The organism is Streptomyces sp. NPDC003036 (assembly GCF_040611175.1).
GTDB lineage: Bacteria > Actinomycetota > Actinomycetes > Streptomycetales > Streptomycetaceae > Streptomyces.
Genome location: NZ_JBEXNO010000034.1, coordinates 68,270 through 85,064 on the forward strand (window position 1 = coordinate 68,270; position 16,795 = coordinate 85,064).

At 71.8% G+C, this 16,795-nt stretch carries 13 protein-coding genes and 2 pseudogenes; 2 read left to right on the forward strand and 13 right to left on the reverse strand.

Going from position 1 to position 16,795, the window contains the following annotated elements; genetic code table 11:
- Positions 1–120: 120 nt before the first annotated feature.
- The 12 genes and pseudogenes from ABZX67_RS23950 to ABZX67_RS24005 all read right to left on the reverse strand — a co-directional run bounded on the left by ABZX67_RS23950 (position 121) and on the right by ABZX67_RS24005 (position 14,663).
- Positions 121–2,209, reverse strand: a pseudogene (locus ABZX67_RS23950) (phosphocholine-specific phospholipase C).
- A 444-nt stretch (positions 2,210–2,653) separates the two neighbouring features.
- The gene (ppk2, locus tag ABZX67_RS23955; RefSeq protein WP_355363418.1) at positions 2,654–3,601 is read right to left on the reverse strand and encodes a polyphosphate kinase 2; all 948 of its coding nucleotides are present in this window, start codon (positions 3,599–3,601) and stop codon (positions 2,654–2,656) included.
- A gap of 9 nt (positions 3,602–3,610) precedes the next feature.
- A complete protein-coding gene (locus ABZX67_RS23960) occupies positions 3,611–3,781 on the reverse strand; it encodes a DUF5670 family protein (RefSeq protein ID WP_355363420.1) in 171 nt (56 codons plus the stop codon).
- A 297-nt stretch (positions 3,782–4,078) separates the two neighbouring features.
- Entirely contained in the window at positions 4,079–5,593 is a 1,515-nt protein-coding gene (gatB, locus tag ABZX67_RS23965) for an Asp-tRNA(Asn)/Glu-tRNA(Gln) amidotransferase subunit GatB (RefSeq protein WP_355363422.1), read from the reverse strand.
- A gap of 16 nt (positions 5,594–5,609) precedes the next feature.
- Positions 5,610–5,849, reverse strand: coding sequence for a hypothetical protein (locus ABZX67_RS23970; protein ID WP_355363424.1), 240 nt, complete (start codon positions 5,847–5,849; stop codon positions 5,610–5,612).
- Positions 5,846–7,339 (reverse strand): Asp-tRNA(Asn)/Glu-tRNA(Gln) amidotransferase subunit GatA, encoded by a 1,494-nt coding sequence (gene gatA / locus ABZX67_RS23975; RefSeq protein ID WP_355363426.1) that lies wholly within the window; start codon positions 7,337–7,339, stop codon positions 5,846–5,848. Before gatA ends, ABZX67_RS23970 begins: the two co-directional genes overlap by 4 nt.
- A 4-nt stretch (positions 7,340–7,343) precedes the next feature.
- The gene (gene gatC, locus ABZX67_RS23980; RefSeq protein WP_355363428.1) at positions 7,344–7,640 is read right to left on the reverse strand and encodes an Asp-tRNA(Asn)/Glu-tRNA(Gln) amidotransferase subunit GatC; all 297 of its coding nucleotides are present in this window, start codon (positions 7,638–7,640) and stop codon (positions 7,344–7,346) included.
- Between the two features lie 136 nt (positions 7,641–7,776).
- Positions 7,777–9,822: a bifunctional diguanylate cyclase/phosphodiesterase gene (locus tag ABZX67_RS23985; protein ID WP_355363430.1), complete on the reverse strand. Its 2,046-nt coding sequence runs from the start codon at positions 9,820–9,822 to the stop codon at positions 7,777–7,779.
- Positions 9,823–10,154: 332 nt separating this feature from the next.
- Positions 10,155–12,338, reverse strand: a complete 2,184-nt coding sequence (gene ligA / locus ABZX67_RS23990) for an NAD-dependent DNA ligase LigA (protein ID WP_355363433.1) — start codon at positions 12,336–12,338, stop codon at positions 10,155–10,157.
- A gap of 22 nt (positions 12,339–12,360) precedes the next feature.
- Positions 12,361–13,365 (reverse strand): methionine synthase, encoded by a 1,005-nt coding sequence (locus ABZX67_RS23995; RefSeq protein WP_355363435.1) that lies wholly within the window; start codon positions 13,363–13,365, stop codon positions 12,361–12,363.
- Between the two features lie 40 nt (positions 13,366–13,405).
- Positions 13,406–14,104 (reverse strand): SDR family oxidoreductase, encoded by a 699-nt coding sequence (locus ABZX67_RS24000; protein ID WP_355363437.1) that lies wholly within the window; start codon positions 14,102–14,104, stop codon positions 13,406–13,408.
- Positions 14,105–14,123: 19 nt separating this feature from the next.
- Entirely contained in the window at positions 14,124–14,663 is a 540-nt protein-coding gene (locus ABZX67_RS24005) for a TIGR00730 family Rossman fold protein (RefSeq protein ID WP_355363439.1), read from the reverse strand.
- A gap of 50 nt (positions 14,664–14,713) precedes the next feature.
- On the opposite strand from ABZX67_RS24005, the gene ABZX67_RS24010 reads away from it, so the two are divergent.
- Both ABZX67_RS24010 and ABZX67_RS24015 read left to right on the forward strand, forming a co-directional pair.
- Positions 14,714–15,040 (forward strand): DUF427 domain-containing protein, encoded by a 327-nt coding sequence (locus ABZX67_RS24010; protein WP_355363441.1) that lies wholly within the window; start codon positions 14,714–14,716, stop codon positions 15,038–15,040.
- Between the two features lie 44 nt (positions 15,041–15,084).
- Positions 15,085–15,618, forward strand: coding sequence for an alpha/beta fold hydrolase (locus ABZX67_RS24015; protein ID WP_355363443.1), 534 nt, complete (start codon positions 15,085–15,087; stop codon positions 15,616–15,618).
- 38 nt (positions 15,619–15,656) lie between these two features.
- On the opposite strand, the pseudogene mnmA reads toward ABZX67_RS24015, so the two are convergent.
- Positions 15,657–16,703: pseudogene (mnmA, locus tag ABZX67_RS24020) on the reverse strand (tRNA 2-thiouridine(34) synthase MnmA); the annotation flags it as partial.
- Between the last annotated feature and the right edge of the window lie 92 nt (positions 16,704–16,795).

Here is a 16,795-nt window from a genome sequence, read left to right on the forward strand (position 1 = left end):
AACGCATGACCTTCGGATAGTCACTCTGGCAGCCTAAAGTGATCGTTTGTCCGTTTCGTGGGCTTCCTCACAGCGCCGGGTCGCGGCCTGTGAGCAAGCCCACGTACGGGGTGGGACCGGTCAGCCCGAGACGCTCGCGCGGCCGTTCTCGATGTGGCCCATGAGGCGGCGCCGGAAGCCGTCGGGGCCCGTGACCTCGATGTCGTACCAGCCGTGCGCGTCGGCGGCGGAGTGCACGACGGTACGGCTGCGGCCGGGCTTCACGGTGAGGGTGCGGGTCCAGTCGCCGAGGTCGGCCTCGTCGACGTACCCGAGCGGCCGGACGGTGAAGGCGGCCGGGGTGCTGCCGGTGTTCCGCAGGGTGAGGTGGACGTCGCGGTCGGCCGGGTCGAGGTGCGAGGTGACCTCGGCGCCGCCGGAGGCCGGGCCCTCGAACTCGCGGCGGAAGCCGTTGGGGCCGGTGATCGTGAAGCGGTAGGCGTCCCCGGGGAGGCCCGGTAAGGGGCACCCTCCATTGCGCCGTGCCCCTTACATCCCGGTGCTGCGGGGTGGCGAACTCGCCCGCGTACGGATAGAGGGCGAAGGGCGCGCTCGCCGTGCCGCTGTTGCTGAGCGTGACGGCGAGAGCGCCGCTCTCGACCCGCCCGTACGCGTCCGGCTGGTACGGCAGCGGGCGCGCCGGGCGCGTGCCGGGCTCCTGTACAGGCATGTGCTGGACGAGCGGGGGCCGCGGCCGCCAGCGGCCGGTGAAGGGCGGGATGGCGCCCGGCCGGTCGATCTCCGGCTGGGGCCGGCCGCGCCGGAAGTCGAAGGCGGACGTCAGGTCGCCGGTGACCCGGCGGCGCCAGGGGGTGATGCTGGGTTCCTCCACCCCGGTCCACTGCTCCAGGAAGCGGATCACCGAGGTGTGGTCGAAGACCTCGGAGCAGACGTAGCCGCCCACCGTCCAGGGCGAGACGACGAGCAGCGGCACGCGGATGCCGAGCCCGGTGGGCAGGCCCTTCCAGCGCTCGTCGGGGTCGTCGGCGGGCGGCACGGGCGGCGGGACGTGGTCGAAGAAGCCGTCGTTCTCGTCGTAGTTGATCAGCAGGACGGTGTGGCGCCAGACCTCGGGGTGGGAGGCGAGGGCGTCCAGCACCTTGTAGACGAGGGTGGCGGAGGCGATCGGGGACGAGGAGCCGGGGTGCTCGGAGTCGACGGCGGACGGGACGAGGTAGGAGACCTCGGGAAGCGCGCCGGCGGCCACATCGCCCCGGAAGGCGTCCGCGAGCGTGCCGGTCTCGACGCGCCGCAGTCCGCGCTCGAAGAGGGAGCGCTCCCGCGGATCGAGCGTGGCGACGCCGTCCTCCAGGGCGGCGAGCAGCCGGGCCCGCTCGGCGGCGTCCTCGGTGTCCCGCACGGCCGCGTAGAAGGACTCCATGTAGGTGTGGCCGCCGGTGGCCGCCAGCGCCTTGCGCGCGATCTTCTTGAAGGAGGTGAAGAACTCGATGTTGTTGTCGGTGAAGTTCTCCCACTCCGTGTACGTCTTCCAGGTGCGGCCCGCCGCCTCCAGGCGCTCCGCGTAGGTCGGCCACGGGTAGCCGGGGTGGGTGCCCTCGGCGTACGCGGCGTTCGTCACGGCGCGCGAGCCGTCGGCCTCGAAGCCGGTCCAGCCGGACCACAGGTGGTTGCGGTTGGGGCTGGTGGAGGTGTGGATGGAGGAGTGGTACGCGTCGCAGATGGTGAAGGTGTCGGCGAGTTCGTAGTGCAGCGGGATGTCGCGCCGGTCGTAGTACGCCATGGTGGCGGCGGTCTTCGCCGAGACCCAGCCGTCCATCCAGCCGTCGCGCCAGGCCTTGGCTCCGCCGCTCCAGGAGTGGTCGAGGTCGCCGATGTACTGGAGGTCCTTCTTCTGCGCCTCGGCGGCGTCCCGGACGGGGAAGGGCAGCACGGTGCCGCCGAGCGGCGCGGGCTGCTCGAAGACCGGCCTGCCAGAGGGCAGTTCGACGGCGTTGCGGTCTCCGAAACCGCGGACGCCGCGCAGGGTGCCGAAGTAGTGGTCGAAGGAACGGTTCTCCTGCATCAGGATCACCACGTGCTTCACGGCGCGCAGCCCGCCGGCGGCCGGCTCGGCGGCGAGCGCGGCTCGCAACGACGGCGGCAGGAGCGAGACGGCGGCGGCGGCACCGAGGGCGCCTCCCCCGAGCGCGAGCACGTTCCTGCGCGACATCCCCCGCGGGTTCTCCGGTGACAAGCCCGACCTCCCAGTCGACGTCCCGTGGTCGCCCAATGGTCCGGGTGCGAGCCATTGGGTGGTACGGGCCGGACGGTAGTGAGGCCACGTGGCACTGGGAAGGCCCCGGGAGGGACGGAAGGTGAACGTCCAACAGGTCGCGAGGGAAGTCCAAGGACGGGACGGAGGCCGGGGAGGCCCGAAGGAGCGGGGCGGCGGGTGGTTCCGCACCGGACCATTGGCGCGGCTCGACGCGCCACTGCCCGCCGCAGCCGAGCCGGCGCAGGCGCTCGCTGGCCAGTACACGCCAGTCAGGCATGATCCACGCGGCGCCGGGCAGGAGCACCTCACCCCCCACGGGACGACAACCGGTCCCGGTTGACGGCCCCGCCGCTCCGCCTTCCGGAGCGGCGGGGCCCTCGCGTTCCCGCTCGGCGTGGTTCAGCGCGGCGGATGCTCGCCCGGCCCACTGATGTTGTCCGCCAGTGGCGTGGGCGACAGGGCGCTGTCCTCCTCACCCGGCTCCAGCAGCGTGTCCGCGGCCCCGATGATCAAGGGGTCGGGCTCTCCGACCACCTCCGGGTCCTTGCGGTCGTAGTCGATTCGCCACAGCAGGTGCCGTATGGCCTCCAGCCGCCCCCGGCGCTTGTCGTTGCTCTTGACGACCGTCCACGGCGCTTCCTCCGTGTCGGTCGCCCGGAACATGGCGACCTTCGCCTCGGTGTAGTCGTCCCACCGGTCGAGGGACGCGAGATCCGTCGGCGACAGCTTCCACTGCCGTACGGGATCCACCTGGCGGATCGCGAAACGCGTCCGCTGCTCGGCGCGGGAGACCGAGAACCAGAATTTCACCAGGAGGATTCCGTCCTCCACCAGCAGCCGCTCGAATTGGGGGCATTGCCGCAGGAACAGTTCGTACTGCTCCTGCGTGCAAAACCCCATGACCTTTTCCACTCCGGCCCGGTTGTACCAGGACCGGTCGAAGAAAACGATCTCACCGGGGCCGGGCAGATGAGACACGTAACGCTGGAAATACCACTGTCCGGCCTCCCTCTCGGTGGGTTTGTCCAGGGCGACGACCCGGGCGCCGCGGGGATTCAGGCGTTCCATGAACCGTTGTATGGTCCCGCCTTTGCCCGCGGCGTCCCGGCCCTCGCAGATCACGGCCAGCCGCCCGCCGGTGTCCTTGATCCACCGCTGGAGCTTCAGCAGCTCGATCTGCAGCACGCGTTTGGTGCGCTCGTACTCCGCGCGACGCACTTTGCGGTCGTACGGGTAGTTCTCCTGCCAGGTACGGATGGGTCGCCCGTCCCCGTCGAGCAGGATGGGCTGCTCGGGCCGGCTGTCATCGACGGTCAGCCCATTCAGCAGCTCCTTTTCCGGGTCCACCGGGACCGCCTACCAGCGATACCAGCGCCCGCGCGTTCCGCTGGGTCCAGTGGAACGCATCACGAAACCGAGCAGCCACACCACGAGAACGATGACGGCTATCCACCACAGGGCCTTGAGTGCGAATCCCGCACCGAAAAGGAGCAGTGCGAGAAGAAGAACGAGAAGCAAGGGAACCATTGTTTTCCACCTCCGCTCCGCCGTATGCCCCGCTCCGGCGGACACACACGTCGGAGAGTCGACGGCAGGGCAAGGAAGAAAGACCGGCGCGGCGCAGGCATGAGCCGCGCGATGCGGGGCACAAGCACGGCACCCCCCTCTGGGACGGCGATCCGTCCCTCACCGACGGCCCCCTGCCGCTCTTCCCCCCGGCGGCAGGGGGCCGCTTCTCTTCCTCGGGCGAACACGCCGCGGCCCCCGTACTCCGCGCGGGAGTACGGGGGCCGGGGCGATGTCGCCGAAGGCGGCCGGGGCGGGTCAGCCCTCGGTCACGCCGAGCTTCTCCAGGATCAGCTCGCGCACGCGGGCCGCGTCCGCCTGGCCGCGCGTGGCCTTCATGACCGCGCCGACCAGGGCGCCGGCCGCGGCCACCTTGCCGCCGCGGATCTTGTCCGCGATGGCGCCGTTGGCCGCGATCGCCTCGTCCACGGCCGCGCCCAGGGCGCCCTCGTCGGAGACGACCTTCAGGCCGCGCTTCTCGACGACGGTGTCCGGGTCGCCCTCGCCCGCGAGCACGCCTTCGATGACCTGGCGGGCCAGCTTGTCGTTGAGGTCGCCGGACGTGACGAGCTCGGTGATGCGGGCGACCTGCGCCGGGGTGATGGGCAGCGCGTCCAGGGAGGTGCCGGACTCGTTGGCGTTGCGCGCCAGCTCGCCCATCCACCACTTGCGGGCCTGGTCGGACGGGGCGCCCGCCTCGGTCGTGGCGACGATGAGGTCGACCGCGCCCGCGTTGAGGATGGCCTGCATGTCCAGCTCGGAGATGCCCCACTCCTCGCGCAGCCGGTTGCGGCGCACGCGCGGCAGCTCCGGCAGCCCCTGGCGGAGCTCCTCGACCCACTCGCGGGACGGGGCGACGGGGACCAGGTCCGGCTCCGGGAAGTACCGGTAGTCCTCGGCCTCCTCCTTCACGCGGCCGGAGGTCGTGGAGCCGTCCTCCTCGTGGAAGTGGCGGGTCTCCTGGATGACCGTGCCGCCGGCGTTCAGCACGCCCGCGTGGCGGCTGATCTCGAAGCGGACGGCCCGCTCCACGGAGCGCAGCGAGTTGACGTTCTTGGTCTCGCTGCGGGTGCCGAACTTCTCGACGCCGTGCGGGCGCAGCGACAGGTTCACGTCGCAGCGCATCTGGCCCATCTCCATGCGGGCCTCGGACACGCCGAGCGCCTTGATGAGCTCGCGCAGCTCGGCGACGTACGCCTTGGCGACCTCGGGGGCGCGCTCACCGGCGCCGGTGATCGGCTTGGTGACGATCTCGATCAGCGGGATGCCGGCGCGGTTGTAGTCGAGCAGGGAGTGGGACGCGCCGTGGATACGGCCGGTGGCGCCGCCGACGTGCGTCGACTTGCCGGTGTCCTCCTCCATGTGGGCGCGCTCGATCTCCACGCGGAAGACCTCGCCGTCCTCCAGCTGGACGTCCAGGTAGCCGTTGAAGGCGATCGGCTCGTCGTACTGGGAGGTCTGGAAGTTCTTCGGCATGTCCGGATAGAAGTAGTTCTTCCGGGCGAAGCGGCACCATTCGGCGATCTCGCAGTTGAGGGCGAGGCCGATCTTGATGGCGGACTCGACGGCGGTGGCGTTGACCACCGGCAGCGAGCCCGGCATGCCGAGGCAGGTGGGGCACGTCTGCGCGTTGGGGTCGGCGCCCAGCTCGGTCGAGCAGCCGCAGAACATCTTGGTCCTGGTGCCGAGCTCGACGTGCACCTCGAGGCCCATGACGGGGTCGTAGGCGGCGAGGGCGTCCTCGTACGGCACCAGTTCGGTGATGACGGTCACGGTGAAACTTTCCCTCTCAGCCCAGCAGGACGTCGTCGTCACCGGCGCGCTTGAGCTCGCGCAGCAGGATGGCGAGGCCGGTGGCGATGGCGGCGGCGGACACGACGGCGTCGAGCAGCAGGAGCGTGTCGCTCTCACCGCGGGCCTTGCGCAGCTGCTTGACCACGCTGACGGCGCCGAACGCGGTGGTGCCGATGGACAGATACGTACCGGTCTTGGACTTCTTGAAGCCCTTGGCCTTGGTCAGTGCGCTCACAGCGACGGAGCCTCCTCCAGCAGCGGGTGGCCCCAGCGTGCCACGAAGGCGGCCTCGACGGCCGCACCGACCTTGTAGAGGCGGTCGTCCTTCATGGCGGGGGCGATGATCTGCAGGCCGACCGGGAGGTTGTCCTCCGGGGCGAGGCCGCAGGGCAGCGACATGGCGGCGTTGCCGGCCAGGTTGGTCGGGATGGTGCACAGGTCGGCGAGGTACATCGCCATCGGGTCGTCGGCGCGCTCGCCGATCGGGAAGGCGGTGGTGGGCGTGGTCGGCGAGACGATCACGTCGACCTGCTCGAACGCCTTCTCGAAGTCCCGGGTGATGAGCGTGCGGACCTTCTGCGCGGAGCCGTAGTACGCGTCGTAGTAGCCGGAGCTGAGCGCGTACGTGCCGAGCATGATGCGGCGCTTGACCTCGGGGCCGAAGCCGGCCTCGCGGGTGAGGGCGGTGACGTCCTCGGCGGAGCGCGTGCCGTCGTCGCCGACCCGCAGGCCGTAGCGCAGGCCGTCGAACCGGGCGAGGTTCGAGGAGCACTCGGACGGGGCGATCAGGTAGTACGCGGAGAGGGCCAGGTCGAAGGACGGGCAGTCCAGCTCGACGATCTCGGCGCCGAGCTCCTTGAGCAGCTCGACGGACTCGTCGAACCGCTGGAGCACGCCGGCCTGGTAGCCCTCGCCGCGGAACTGCTTGACCACGCCGACGCGCATGCCCTGCACGGATCCGTTGCGGGCCGCCTCGACGACCTGCGGGACCGGGGCGTCGATGGAGGTGGAGTCGAGCGGGTCGTGACCGCCGATGACCTCGTGGAGCAGCGCCGCGTCCAGGACCGTGCGGGCGCAGGGGCCGCCCTGGTCGAGGGAGGACGAGAACGCCACCATGCCGTAGCGGGAGACGCCGCCGTACGTCGGCTTGACGCCGACCGTGCCGGTGACGGCGGCGGGCTGGCGGATGGAGCCGCCGGTGTCCGTGCCGATGGCGAGCGGGGCCTCGTAGGAGGCGAGGGCGGCGGAGGAGCCGCCGCCGGAGCCGCCGGGGATGCGGGTGAGGTCCCAGGGGTTGCCGGTGGGCCCGTACGCGCTGTTCTCGGTGGAGGAGCCCATGGCGAACTCGTCCATGTTGGTCTTGCCGAGGATGACGACGTCGGCGGCGCGCAGCTTCTGCACGAGCGTCGCGTCGTACGGCGGGAGCCAGCCCTCCAGGATCTTGGAGCCGACGGTGGTCGGCATGTCCCGGGTGGTGAAGATGTCCTTCAGCGCGAGGGGCACGCCCGCGAGGGGGCCGAGCTTCTCGCCCTTGGCGCGCTTCTCGTCGACGGCGCGGGCCTGGGCGAGGGCGCCCTCGCGGTCGACGTGCAGGAAGGCGTGGACCTTCTCGTCGACGGCCTCGATCCGGGCGAGGTGGGCTTCGGTGACCTCGACGGCGGTGAGCTCGCCGGAGGCGATCTTCTCCGCGATCTCGGCGGCCGTGAGCCTGATGATGTCCGTCATGGTCTTAGTCCTCCCCCAGGATCTGCGGCACCTTGAAACGCTGCTGCTCCTGGGCGGGCGCGCCGGAGAGCGCCTGCTCGGGGGTGAGCGAAGGACGGACCTCGTCCGGGCGCATGACGTTGGTCAGCGGCAGCGGGTGGGAGGTCGGCGGTACGTCTTGGTCGGCGACCTCGGAGACGCGGGCGACCGCGCCGATGATGTCGTCGAGCTGTCCGGCGAAGTGGTCGAGCTCTTCGCCCTTCAGTTCCAGACGCGCCAGCCGGGCGAGGTGGGCGACCTCCTCGCGCGTGATGCCAGGCATGCAGCGATCCTCAGGGTGAGTGTGATGGTTTTGGCCCAATCCTATGGGGCCGGGCCCCGTGCCCGTGAAACGGTTTGCCGAGGGCGGTACGGAGCCGCCGGGCGCGGCGCCCGGCCGAGGGTCCCGTACGACAGCCCTACGGAACCACCTGGTCCGCGCTCTGGGGGGACGGGGGCGGCGGAGCCGGGAGTTCGGCCGGGGGCAGAGGGGCGGGGGCGGGGGTCTGGGGGTCGCGGGCGCGCAGCCAGGCGGTGGTTTCGGCGGGGGGCATCGCGGCGGCGACCAGCCAGCCCTGGACGGCGTCGCAGCCCAGGTCCCGCAGGCGCTCCCAGGTCTCGTCGTCCTCGACGCCCTCCGCGACGACGAGGAGGCCGAGGGAATGGGCGAGGTCGACGGTGCAGCGGACGATCTCGGCGTCCTCGTTGTCCACGGCGAGGCGCGCCACGAAGGAGCGGTCGATCTTGAGCTCGCTCACCGGGAGGCGGCGCAGGTGGACCAGCGAGGAGTAGCCGGTGCCGAAGTCGTCGAGCGACATCTTGACGCCGTGGCCGGTGAGGCCGGCGAGGGTGTCGGCGGCGCGCTGGGGGTCCTCCAGGAGGACGTGCTCGGTTATCTCCAGTTGCAGGAATCCGGCGGGCACCCCGTGGCGGGCCAGCCGGGCGGCGACGGCGCCGGCGAAGCCGGGGCTGTGGACGTCGCGCGGGGAGACGTTGACGGCGACGGGGACCTCCAGGCCCTGGGCGCGCCACTTGGCGACCTGGCCGAGGGCGGTCTCCAGGACGTACTCGGTGAGGTGGGGCATCAGGCCGGAGGACTCGGCGATGGCGATGAACTCGTCCGGGGGGACCCGTCCGCGCTCCGGGTGGACCCAGCGGACCAGGGCCTCCAGGCCGGCCACGTGCCCGTCGAAGCCGACCTTGGGCTGGTAGTGCAGCTCGACGTCGCCGGCGTCCAGGGCGCGCCGCAGGTCGCCGAGGAGGCCGAGCCGGTCCGGGGTGTTGGAGTCGCGCTTGGACTCGTACACCTCCACACCCGTGCGGTCCCGCTTGGCCTGGTACATGGCGACGTCGGCGCGCTGGAGGAGCCCTTCGGCGTCGCGGGCGTGGTCGGGGAAGACCGCGACGCCCGCGCTGGCCTCCAGGACGAGCGTGAGGCCGTCGAGGTCGAGCGGCGAGGACAGCTCGGCGGCCAGCTGCCGGGCCACCCGCTGGGCGCTGGTCGTGGAGTCGGCGGTGGGCAGGAGTACGGCGAACTCGTCGCCGCCGAGCCGGGCCGCCTCGGCGCCGCGCGGCAGCGCCAGCCGGAGCCGGTCGGCGATCTGGAGCAGCAGCCGGTCGCCCGCCAGATGACCGAGCGTGTCGTTGACCGACCGGAAACGGTCGAGGTCGATCAGGACCAGCGCGGCCCGGGCGCCCTCGCCCTCCGCGTCCTCCAGGGCGGTCCAGGTCCGCTCCAGCAGCCACTGGCGGTTGGGCAGCCCGGTCAGCGGGTCGCGCAGCTGCTCCTCGGCCCGCGCGCGGGCGATCCACAGCGTGGAGTCCAGCGCGATCAGCGGGACGGCGAACAGCGGCAGCAGCACCGGCAGGGAGACCGCGACCACGCAGATCAGCGGGGCGATGCCGAGCAGGGCGACCGCCACGAGCCCCTGGCGCAGCAGCGCGGTGCGGGCGGCCGTGGGCAGTCCGCCGCTCTGCGGGGCGAGCGTGTACCACAGCAGCAGCCGGGTCACCACCAGATACGCCGTGGCCGCCAGCGCCACCTCCGGTACGGCCTCGATCCCCCATTCGAGCGGTCGCCACGGGCGTTCGACGCTCGGTACGTCGCCGAAGGCGGCGAGCACCAGCGCCGCCGCCCCGATGCCGAGGATGTCCGCGGCGCCGTGCAGCAGCCCCTGGCGCCAGCGGTGCCGCCGGGCCACACCCACCAGGACGACGACGGCGAGGCTGACCAGCCCGGCCGGCACCCATCCGTACAGCAGCAGCACCGCGAGGGTCAGCGCGGCGCCCGAGCCGGTGCCGCCCCACCAGCGGTCGCGGCCCAGCGCCACCAGGTGGCCGACGATGATGCCGGTGAGCACGGCGAGCGACCAGCCCGCCGCGGCGCCGGGGAAGAGCGCGTGGCCGTCGCGGACCGCGCTGAAGAGCCCGGTCGCGAGGAGCAGTCCGGCCAGGACCACCACCATGGCGGGGAGCCTCGATGCGATGCCCTCGCAGGCCGCGTACACACACGGCCGTGAGACCGGGGCGGCACTCTCGGTCGGTTTCATTCCGTCCCTCTCACAGCCGGCTGTGCCGTTGCCACGTGATGGCCTGTTGTCATGCCACCACGGCCGAAACCGGACTCCGCGGCCGCGCACGACAGGCGCACGTCTCAACAGTAGGCCGCGGAAGGCTTCGACGGGCACCGCTCTACAGCTCTTGCCCGAATGCGACCCGGCCACCCTTATCCATCTGGTATGCGCTGAACGGGTGATGATTTCCCATCGTTCCGTGTCCGGAACCCGCCCTTTCGCTCCTACTGTTCGAGCGGGAGGGCGGCGTCCTTCGCCGCGTCAGGACCCTGTTCCAGCAGGACGGTGAAGCCGTCCTCGTCCAGAACCGGAAGCTTCAGCTGCATGGCCTTGTCGTACTTGGAACCGGGGTTGTCGCCGACGATCACGAAGGACGTCTTCTTCGAAACGGAACCCGTCACCTTCGCTCCGCGGCTCTGGAGCGCCTCTTTCGCGCCATCCCTGGTGTAGTTCTGCAGGGTGCCGGTCACGACGACCGTCAGCCCCTCCAGCGGGCGCGGTCCTTCGTCCTCCCCGGTGCCCTCCTCCTCCATCCGGACCCCGGCGGCCCGCCACTTGCGCAGGATCTCGCGGTGCCAGTCCACCTCGAACCACTGCTTGACCGAGGCCGCGATGGTGTCGGCGACGCCCTCGACGGCCGCCAGCTCCGCCTCGGTCGCCTGCTCGATGCGGTCGATGGAGCGGAACTCGCGCGCCAGCGCCTCCGCCGCCACCGGGCCGACATGACGGATCGATAGGCCCGTGATGATGCGCGCCAGCGGCCGCTGCTTGGCCGCCGCGATGTTCTCCAGCATCGCCAGCGCGTTCTTGCGCGGCTCGCCCTGCTGGTTGGCGAAGACCGTGACGATCTTCTCCTCGCCCGTCTTGGGATCCCGCTTGGGCAGCCCGCTGTCCTGGTCCAGGACGTACGCCTTGATGGGCAGCAGCTGCTCGATCGTCAGGTCGAACAGGTCGCCCTCGTCCCTCAGCGGCGGCTCGGCCGGCTCCAGGGGCCTGGTCAGCGCGGCCGCCGCCACATAGCCGAAGTTCTCGATGTCGAGGGCCTTGCGGCCGCCCAGGTAGAAGAGCCGCTCGCGCAACTGCGCGGGGCACGTCTGCCCGTTCGGGCAGCGAAGGTCGACGTCGCCCTCCTTCATCGGGCGCAGCGGCGTGCCGCACTCGGGGCACTCGGACGGCATCACGAACTCGCGCTCGGTGCCGTCCCGCAGGTCCACCACGGGGCCGAGGATCTCCGGGATGACGTCACCGGCCTTGCGCAGCACCACCGTGTCGCCGATGAGCACGCCCTTGGCCTTGACCACGTCCTGGTTGTGGAGGGTGGCGAACTCGACCTCCGAGCCCGCGACCGTGACCGGCTCCACCTGGGCGTACGGCGTGACCCGGCCCGTGCGGCCCACGCCCACGCGGATGTCGATCAGCTTGGTGTTGACCTCTTCCGGCGCGTACTTCCAAGCGATCGCCCAGCGCGGGGCGCGGGAGGTGGAGCCGAGGCGCCCCTGGAGGGGGATCTCGTCGAGCTTGACGACCACGCCGTCGATCTCGTGCTCCACGGAGTGGCGGTGCTCGCCGAAGTACGCGATGAACTCCCGCACGCCCTCGATGTCGTCGACCACCTTGTTGTGCCGGGCGGTCGGCAGGCCCCACTCGCGCAGCAGGCCGTACGCCTCCGACAGCCGGCTGATCTCCAGGCCCTCGCGGGCGCCGATGCCGTGCACCACCATGTGCAGCGGGCGGGTCGCGGTGATCTTGGGGTCCTTCTGGCGCAGCGAACCGGCCGCGGCGTTGCGCGGGTTGGCGAAGGGCTTGTCGCCGGCCTCCACCAGGCGGGCGTTGAGCTCCTCGAACTTCTCCATCGGGAAGTAGACCTCGCCGCGGATCTCGACGAGCTCCGGGATCCGCTCGCCCCGCAGCCGGTCCGGGACGTCCGCGATGGTGCGGATGTTCGGCGTGATGTCCTCGCCCGTGCGGCCGTCGCCGCGCGTCGCGGCGCGCGTCAGGCGCCCCTTCTCGTACGTCAGGTTCACGGCGAGGCCGTCGACCTTGAGCTCGCACAGGAAGTGGTACGCGGAGGTGCCGACCTCCTTGGCGACGCGGTCCGCCCAAGCGGCCAGCTCCGCGTCGTCGAAGGCGTTGTCCAGCGAGAGCATGCGCTCGCGGTGCTGGACGGCGGTGAACTCCGTCTCGTACGCCCCGGCGACCTTCTGGGTCGGCGAGTCGGGCGTCCGCAGCTCCGGATACTCCTCCTCCAGCACCTCCAGCGAGCGCAGCAGCTTGTCGAACTCCGCGTCGCTGACGACCGGCTGGTCCTTCACGTAGTACCGGAAGCGGTGCTCCTCCACCTGCTCGGCCAGCTGCGCGTGCTTCTCCCGTGCCTCGGCCGGCACCGCGTCCTGCTGTTCGACAGCCACCGTAATCCTCCCGTTGCCTACGTTACTCAGGGTTGTCCGCGAGCGATCTCGCCGCCCTGACGCAGTGGGCGAGCGCCGCCCGGGCGTACGCGGGCGAGGCGCCCGCCAGCCCGCACGACGGGGTGATCACCAGGGACTCCGCGAGAGCCCCCGGACGCAGCCCCAGCCTGCGCCACAGCGTCCTGACACCCATGACGCTACCGGCAGGGTCTGACAACGGGCCGTCGGTGGACCCCACCACGCCCGCGAACAGCTTCATGCCGCCCTCGGCCGCCTCACCGATCTGGTCGTCGTCACGCTCGGTGAGCAAGGAGAAATCGAACGAGATGCCCGCGGCGCCCGCCCGGCGCAGCAGCGCGAAGGGCACGTCGGGCGCGCACGAGTGCACGATCACCGGACCGTCGCTCACCCCGACGATGTCCCGCAGCGCGCCTTCGACCACCTGCCGGTCGACCGCCCGGTAGGTCCGGTAGCCGCTCGCGGTCCGCACCTGCCCGCGCAGGACGGCGGTGAGGGACGGCTCGTCCAGCTGCAGCACCACCCGCGCGCCCGGCACCCGGCGCCGTACGTCCGCGAGGTGGGCGCGCAGCCCCTCGGCCAGCGACGCCGCCAGGTCGCGGCACGCGCCCGGATCGCCGAGCGCCGCCTCGCCGCCGCGCAGCTCCAGCGCGGCGGCCAGCGTCCACGGACCCACGGCCTGGACCTTGAGCGGCCCCTCGTACCCCTGCGTGTACTCCTCCAGGGCGTCGAGGTCCTCCCCGAGCCAGGACCGGGCGCGCCGGGTGTCGCGGCCGGGGCGGTCGCTGATCCGCCAGCCGCTCGGCTCGAGGTGCGCGTACATCTCGACCAGCATCCCGAGGGTGCGCCCGATCATGTCGGCGCCGGGGCCGCGCGCGGGCAGTTCGGGGAGGTGCGGGAAGTCCTCGAAGGACCCGGTGACGGTCTTGACGGCCTCACGCGCGTCGCCGCCCGGCATGGACCCGACCCCGGTGGCCGGGCCCCAGCTGAAGTCGTTGTTCTCGCTCACCCGGGAAGCGTACGCGCCGGCATGAGGCGGCCCGTCGTCCCTACCGTCCCGGCCGCACCGTCAGGTCGTTGATCTCCGCGTCGCGCGGCAGGTCGAGCGCGGTGAGGATCGTGGTGGCGACGGACTCCGGGTCGATCCAGCGGGAGGCGTCGTACTCCTTGCCCTCCTGCTGGTGCACCTTGGCCTGCATGGGGCTGGCCGTACGGCCCGGGTAGACCGAGGTCACGCGTACGCCGTTCGCGTGCTCCTCGTGGCGCAGGGCGTCGGCCAGCGCCTTGAGGCCGTGCTTGGAGGCGGCGTACGCGGCCCACTCGGCGTGGGCGCTGAGACCGGCGCCGGAGTTGACGAAGACGACATGGCCCTGGGAAAGCCGCAGTTGTGGCAGGAGCAGCCGGGTGAGCTCGGCGGGGGCGAGCAGGTTCACGTCGAGCTGGTGGCGCCAGGTCTTGGGGGTCAGGTCGCCGACCGGGGCCAGGTCGACGACGCCCGCGATGTGCAGCAGCGAGTCGAGCCGGTCGGGGAGGGACTGGTGCGAGAAGGCCCAGGAGAGCCGGTCGGGGGTGGCGAGGTCGCCGACGAGCGTACGGGCACCCGGGTAGGCCTCGGCCAGCTCCTTGGCGCGCCCGGCGTCGCGGGCCAGCAGGACGAGGTCGTCGCCCCGCGCGTGCAGCCGTCGCGCGACCGCCGCGCCGATGCCGGACCCTGCCCCGGTGATCAGATGTGTAGCCATACGGGCCATGCTCGCACTACCGGACCGGCTACTGGATCCCGGCGGCCTCCTCCAGGTACGCGAGCGCGGAGACGCCGTCCTCCGCGAAGAACACCAGGTCGGTGAGGGGCACCGGCAGGAAGCCCTCGGCGTCCATCCGCCGGAACTGCTCCTTCAGGCCGTCGTAGAAGCCCGCCGCGTTGAGGAGCACCACCGGCTTGGTGTGCAGACCGTGCTTCTTCAGCTCCAGGATCTCGGTGGCCTCGTCCAGGGTGCCGGTGCCGCCGACCATGATGACGACGGCGTCGGACTTCGCGAGCATCAGCGCCTTGCGCTCGGCGAGGTCCTTGGCGACGACCAGCTCGTCCACGCCGCTCCGGGCCTTGTGCGCCAGGAACTCCACGGAGACCCCCACGAGCCGCCCGCCCGCCTCCTGGACCCCGTCCGCCACGACCTTCATCAGACCGGCGTCGGAGCCGCCCCAGACGAGCGTGTGACCGCCCTTGCCGAGCAGCTCGGCGAACTCGCGGGCGGGCGCGGTGTAGCGGTCGTCGAGGTCGGCGGCGGAGAGGAAGACGCAGATGTTCATGGCGCAACGGTACGGGGAATCGGGGGCCGGGTGCCGCCGTTGGACCGGTCATGACGACGACAGGACACCGCATCACCGTCGAGCCGGGCACGGACCACGTACGGGTCGTTCACGGGGGCCGGGTGATCGCCGAGAGCCGGCGGCCGCTGGTGCTGCGGGAGACGGGCTGCCCGGTGCGCTACTACCTGCCGCCGGCGGACGTACGGATGGACCTGCTGTCCCCCTCGGACACGCACACGTACTGCCCGTTCAAGGGGACGGCGTCGTACTGGTCCCTGGACGGTGCGAAGGACGCTGCCTGGGCGTATCCCGAGCCCAAGGCGGAGGTCGCCGCGATCAAGGACCACCTCTGTTTCTACGAAACAGAGATGGTGTGACACCGCGGCGATGAGTTTCGCGTCCGGCTCCGGTCTGCCCCCGTATGGAGAACCTGAACACGACGGTGCCGGAGTACGAGCGGCGCGGCGACGGACCGCCGCTGATCCTGGTGAGCGGGGCGCCCGGCACGGGCGCGGGTGAGGCGGCGCTCGCCCGGCTGCTGGCGCCGCGCTTCACCACGTACACCTATGACCGGCACGGCGGGGAGACCGACCTCGAGGACCTGGCGGCGCTCATCGCGCGGGCGGGCGGCAGCGCGTACGTCCACGGCACCTCCTCGGGCGGGGTGCTCGCCCTGGAGGCGGCCGCGGCGGGGCTGCCGATCCGCCGGCTGTCGGTGTACGAGCCGCCGTACGGGGCCGTCCCGGCGCCGGCCGAGCGGCTGGCCGCCGTCACCGCGCGCGTGCTGGTCCTCGACGGCGGCGCGAGCCCGGCCCGGACGCGCGACACGGCCCGCGCGGTCGCCGCGGCGGTGCCCCGCGCCCGGCACACCACCCTGACGGGCCAGATCCACGAGGTGGCACCGCAGGTGCTGGCGCCGGTGCTGCGGGGCTTCTTCGCGGAGGCGGCCGACTAGAAGCCGACGAAGAAGCCGACGAGGACCCGTCTTCCGGATCAGGCCGTCGTGGCCGGCTCCGGGGCGTCGCGGCGCGTGGTCGTCGCGATCGTCGCCGAGCCGACCACGCGGGTGCCGTCGTAGAGGACGATCGCCTGGCCCGGGGCCACGCCCCGGACCGGCTCGGCGAAGGTGACGTGGAGTTCGCCGTCGACCAGCTCGGCCGTCACCGGGGTCTCGCCGCCGTGGGCGCGGAGCTGGGCCGTGTAGGCGCCGGGGCCCGAGGGGGCCGTGCCGCACCAGCGGGGCTTGATCGCGGTGAGGGCGGTGACGTCGAGGGCCTCGGCGGGGCCGACCGTGACGGTGTTGTTCACCGGGGAGATGTCCAGGACGTAGCGGGGCTTGCCGTCGGGCGCCGGGTGGCCGATGCGCAGGCCCTTGCGCTGGCCGATGGTGAAGCCGTACGCGCCCTCGTGGGTGCCGAGCTTGGTGCCGGTCTCGTCGACGATGTCGCCCTCCGCCTTGCCGAGGCGCGACGCCAGGAAGCCCTGGGTGTCGCCGTCCGCGATGAAGCAGATGTCGTGGCTGTCGGGCTTCTTGGCGACGGCGAGGCCGCGGCGCTCGGCCTCGGCGCGGATCTCGTCCTTGGTGGTGAGCGTGTCGCCCAGCGGGAACATCGCGTGGGCGAGCTGCTTCTCGTCCAGGACGCCGAGGACGTACGACTGGTCCTTGGCCATGTCGGAGGCGCGGTGGAGTTCCCGGGTGCCGTCCTCCTTGGTCACCACGGTCGCGTAGTGGCCGGTGCATACCGCGTCGAAGCCCAGCGCGAGCGCCTTGTCGAGCAGCGCCGCGAACTTGATCTTCTCGTTGCAGCGCAGGCACGGGTTGGGGGTGCGGCCCGCCTCGTACTCGGCGATGAAGTCCTCGACGACGTCCTCGCGGAACCGCTCGGCCAGGTCCCACACGTAGAACGGGATGCCGATGACGTCGGCCGCGCGGCGCGCGTCCCGCGAGTCCTCGATGGTGCAGCAGCCGCGTGCGCCGGTGCGGAAGGACTGCGGGTTCGCGGAGAGGGCCAGGTGCACCCCGGTGACGTCGTGGCCTGCCGAAGTAGTGCAGCTTGTCGTCGCCGAGGACCGCCCTGATCAGGTCCAGGTCCCGGGCGGCGTCCACGGTGCCGACGTGGGGCAGCAGATCA

What these genes read in the sequence shown, in the direction of transcription:
- ABZX67_RS24000 (WP_355363437.1), bottom strand. Translation starts at nt 14,104, where the DNA reads ATGGCCCGTATGGCTACACATCTGATCACCGGGGCAGGGTCCGGCATC.
- gatC (WP_355363428.1), bottom strand. Translation starts at nt 7,640, where the DNA reads ATGCCTGGCATCACGCGCGAGGAGGTCGCCCACCTCGCCCGGCTGGCG.
- gatA (WP_355363426.1), bottom strand. Translation starts at nt 7,339, where the DNA reads ATGACGGACATCATCAGGCTCACGGCCGCCGAGATCGCGGAGAAGATC.
- ABZX67_RS23985 (WP_355363430.1), bottom strand. Translation starts at nt 9,822, where the DNA reads ATGGTGGTGGTCCTGGCCGGACTGCTCCTCGCGACCGGGCTCTTCAGC.
- ABZX67_RS24015 (WP_355363443.1), top strand. Translation starts at nt 15,085, where the DNA reads ATGGAGAACCTGAACACGACGGTGCCGGAGTACGAGCGGCGCGGCGAC.
- ABZX67_RS24005 (WP_355363439.1), bottom strand. Translation starts at nt 14,663, where the DNA reads ATGAACATCTGCGTCTTCCTCTCCGCCGCCGACCTCGACGACCGCTAC.
- ABZX67_RS23960 (WP_355363420.1), bottom strand. Translation starts at nt 3,781, where the DNA reads ATGGTTCCCTTGCTTCTCGTTCTTCTTCTCGCACTGCTCCTTTTCGGT.
- ABZX67_RS24010 (WP_355363441.1), top strand. Translation starts at nt 14,714, where the DNA reads ATGACGACGACAGGACACCGCATCACCGTCGAGCCGGGCACGGACCAC.